Annotated in this window: 4 protein-coding genes and 1 pseudogene; 2 read left to right on the top strand and 3 right to left on the bottom strand. The window is 72.7% G+C overall.

Annotation, left to right across the window (positions count from 1 at the left end; all coding sequences use genetic code 11):
• The 3 genes and pseudogenes from Q0112_RS16525 to Q0112_RS16515 form a co-directional block, all read right to left on the bottom strand.
• Window positions 1-235: pseudogene (locus Q0112_RS16525) on the bottom strand (ABC transporter permease); the annotation flags it as partial.
• Complete coding sequence (locus Q0112_RS16520) at window positions 232-1,233, bottom strand: ATP-binding cassette domain-containing protein (RefSeq protein ID WP_297977082.1); 1,002 nt, start codon at window positions 1,231-1,233, stop codon at window positions 232-234. The gene Q0112_RS16520 and the pseudogene Q0112_RS16525, both read right to left, overlap by 4 nt.
• An 18-nt stretch (window positions 1,234-1,251) precedes the next feature.
• Window positions 1,252-1,800, bottom strand: a complete 549-nt coding sequence (locus Q0112_RS16515; protein WP_297977081.1) for a dihydrofolate reductase family protein — start codon at window positions 1,798-1,800, stop codon at window positions 1,252-1,254.
• 103 nt (window positions 1,801-1,903) lie between these two features.
• On the opposite strand from Q0112_RS16515, the gene Q0112_RS16510 reads away from it, so the two are divergent.
• Window positions 1,904-2,398, top strand: a complete 495-nt coding sequence (locus Q0112_RS16510; RefSeq protein ID WP_297977080.1) for a helix-turn-helix domain-containing protein — start codon at window positions 1,904-1,906, stop codon at window positions 2,396-2,398.
• 50 nt (window positions 2,399-2,448) lie between these two features.
• On the top strand, window positions 2,449-3,030 hold a 582-nt coding region (gene pyrF / locus Q0112_RS16505; protein ID WP_297977079.1), incomplete at its 3' end, for an orotidine-5'-phosphate decarboxylase.

Raw genomic sequence — 3,030 nt, 5'->3', positions numbered from 1 at the left:
GGATCCCCGGCAGGAAGAACTGCAGATACTCCCGCGGCGACCCGGCCAGCGCCCCTCCGAACACGAAGGTGAAGAGCAGCGTGAACATGATCGGCGTCATGACCAGATCGAAGAGCTGCTCCGGCACGTGCCGGAACTTCAAGACCGCCCGCCACCCGAACGCGATCGCATTGGAAAAGGCCGAAGGCGCCGGCGGCGCCGGCATCGAGGTCAGCCGAAACGGATCCCCGCTCATCCCTCCACCTCCGTCCCGTGCCCGGTCAGCGCGAAGAAGACCTCGTCGAGGCTCGGCGACCCCATGGCGAAGTCCGCCGGCTCCATCCCCGCCGCCGCCAGCGCCGCCACCGCCTCAGCCGCCGCCTCCGCCGACCCGCAGGCCACCGTCAGCCGCCCCCCCTCCACGCCCCGCTGCACCGCCGCCCCCAGCCCCCCGGCCAGAAGCGCCGCCGCCTCCTCGATCCGTCCCGGATCCGCCAGCGCCACGCTCAGCGTCCCCTGCCCGGTCGCCGCCTTCAGCTCCCGGCTCGTCCCTTCCGCGATCTTCCGCCCGTGATCGATCACCGCGATCCGGTCCGCCAGCTGGTCCGCCTCGTCCATGTACTGCGTCGTGAGCAGGATCGTGACCCCCGCCCCCGCCAGCCCACGGATCATGCCCCAGACCTCCTGCCGCGCCGCAGGGTCGAGCCCGGTGGTCGGCTCGTCGAGAAACAAGACTCCCGGCGTCACCACCAGCGACGCCGCGATATCCAGCCGCCGCCGCATCCCCCCGGAATAGTCCTTCACCTGCCGCCCCGCCGCATCGCTGAGCGAAAACGCCGCGAGCAATTCGTCCGCCCGCCCCCGCGCCCCCCGCCAGGAGAACCCCAGCAGCCGCGCCAGCAGCACCAGGTTCTCCCGCCCCGTCAGATCCTCGTCGAGCGAGGCGAACTGCCCGGTCATCGCGATCGAGGCCCGGACCTTCTCCGGCGCCGCCAGCAGGTCATGCCCCATCACCGCCGCCTCGCCCGCGTCCGGCCGGAGCAGCGTCGCCAGCATCCGCATCAGCGTGGTCTTCCCGGCCCCGTTCGGCCCCAGCACCGCGAAGATCGCCCCGCGCGCCACCTCCAGGTCGATGCCCGCCACCGCCCGCACCGAGCCGAAGCTCCGCACGAGACCGCGGGCGGAGATCGCGAGCGGCGCCGGTGACTGCATCCGCGCGATGCTAGCCCGCCGCGCCGCCCGATCAACCGCCATGTCCATCATGCGCCGACCTCAGCCCACCGCATACCTGAGCAGCACCGTCCCGTTCGCCAGCCCCTCCGCCGAGCGCAGCGTCAGCCCCACCCGCTCCCCCTCGCCGAAGAGCCGCCGCCCCCGCCCGAGGATCACCGGCACCACCGCCAGCCTGATCTCGTCGATCACCCCCTCCGGCAGCAGCGACCGCACCAGCTCCCCGCTCCCGAAGATATAGACCGGCCGCTCCGTGCGCCCCTTCAGCGCCCGAAGCTCGCCCACGATGTCCGCCGTCGCCCGGCTGTTGTTCCAGGCCGCCTCCGCCAGCGTCCGCGACGCCACCAGCTTCGGCAGCGCGTTCATGTAGGCCTTGATCTCCCCCTCGTCCTCGGCGGTCGTCCAGTAGGCCGCCATCCCCTCGTAGGTCTTCCGCCCGAACACCAGCGCCTCCGCCTTCCTCCCGAACTCCTCGCTCAGCGCCCGGAGCTCCGGCCCCCAGGCCAGCTCGTGGAACCCCAGGTCCCAAGGCTCGGGCCCCTCGAAGTATCCATCCAGCGTGACCAGGTTCCAGACGACCACCTCTCCCATGCCAACCTCCCGATTCCGATTGCGGTTCACAACCAGTTGCGTCCTACACATACCGATCCTATTTTGCAACCAGTAACGCCGACCAGAGAGGATTCCCGCCCAGATGCGCGACCAAGGCCGCTCCGGCTGCCCGATCAACCTCACCCTCGAGGTGATCGGCGACCGCTGGAGCCTCATCGTCCTGCGCGACATGATGTTCGGCAACCGCCGCCACTTCCGCGAGCTCCTCGCCGGCTCCGAGGAGGGCATCGCCTCCAACATCCTCGCCGCCCGCCTCAAGCACCTCCAGGCCGTCGGCCTCGTCACCCGCACCCCCGACCCCGACCACAAGCAGAAGGCGACCTACAGCCTCACCGAGCCCGCCATCCGGCTCCTGCCCGTCATCGCCGAGATGTCCGCCTGGGGCCTCGCCCACCAGCCGGTCACCCCCGACCTCGCCATCCGCGCCCAGCTCCTCCAGGACGGCGGCCACCCCCTCCTCGAGGCCTTCATGGCCGAACTCCGCCACCTCCACCTCGGCGCCCCGAAACCCGCCCGCTCCGTCCTCGCCGAACTCACCCGGGCCTTCCTCGCCGCCCGCGCCGCGCAGCAGGCTTGACATCCCCCCCGCCCCGCGCCACGGCACGCGGAGCAGCCGGAGCGCGCCCCATGGATGACCGCCTGATCGTAGGCCTCGACCTCCCCGACGCCCCCGCCGCCCGCGCCATGGTCGCCACCCTCGGCGACGAGATCGGCTTCTACAAGATCGGCCTCGGCCTCCTCGCCACCGGCGGCCTCGACCTCGCCCGCCAGCTCAAGGCCCAGGGCAAGCGCGTCTTCCTCGACATGAAGCTCTTCGACATCGGCGCCACCGTCGCCGCCGCCACCCGCGGCCTCGCCGCCAGCATCGCGCCCGACTTCCTCACCGTCCACGGCGACCCGCACGTAGTCGCCGCCGCCGCCGAGGGCCGCGGCGACGCCCCCACCAGGCTCCTCGCCGTCACCATCCTCACCTCGCTCGACCGCGCCGACCTCGACGCCGCCCTCCTCCGCGACGGCGCCCTCCCCGACCTCGTCCTCGAGCGCGCGGCCCGCGCCTTCGCGGCCGGCGCCGACGGCGTCATCGCCTCGCCGCAGGAAGCCGCCCGCCTCCGCGCCCTCCCCGAGGCGAGGGGCAAGCTCATCGTCACCCCCGGCATCCGCCCGGCGGGCGCCGCCCCCGGCGACCAGAAGCGCATCGCCACCCCCGCC

Source organism: uncultured Amaricoccus sp., from assembly GCF_937858865.1.
In the GTDB taxonomy this organism is placed as follows: Bacteria; Pseudomonadota; Alphaproteobacteria; order Rhodobacterales; family Rhodobacteraceae; genus Amaricoccus.
This window is presented reverse-complemented; position numbering and strand designations above follow the sequence as displayed.

Bases quoted from the DNA above. Each gene is read 5' to 3' on its own strand.
- Q0112_RS16515 (WP_297977081.1), bottom strand. From the start codon at position 1,800: ATGGGAGAGGTGGTCGTCTGGAACCTGGTCACGCTGGATGGATACTTC.
- Q0112_RS16510 (WP_297977080.1), top strand. From the start codon at position 1,904: ATGCGCGACCAAGGCCGCTCCGGCTGCCCGATCAACCTCACCCTCGAG.
- Q0112_RS16520 (WP_297977082.1), bottom strand. From the start codon at position 1,233: ATGGCGGTTGATCGGGCGGCGCGGCGGGCTAGCATCGCGCGGATGCAG.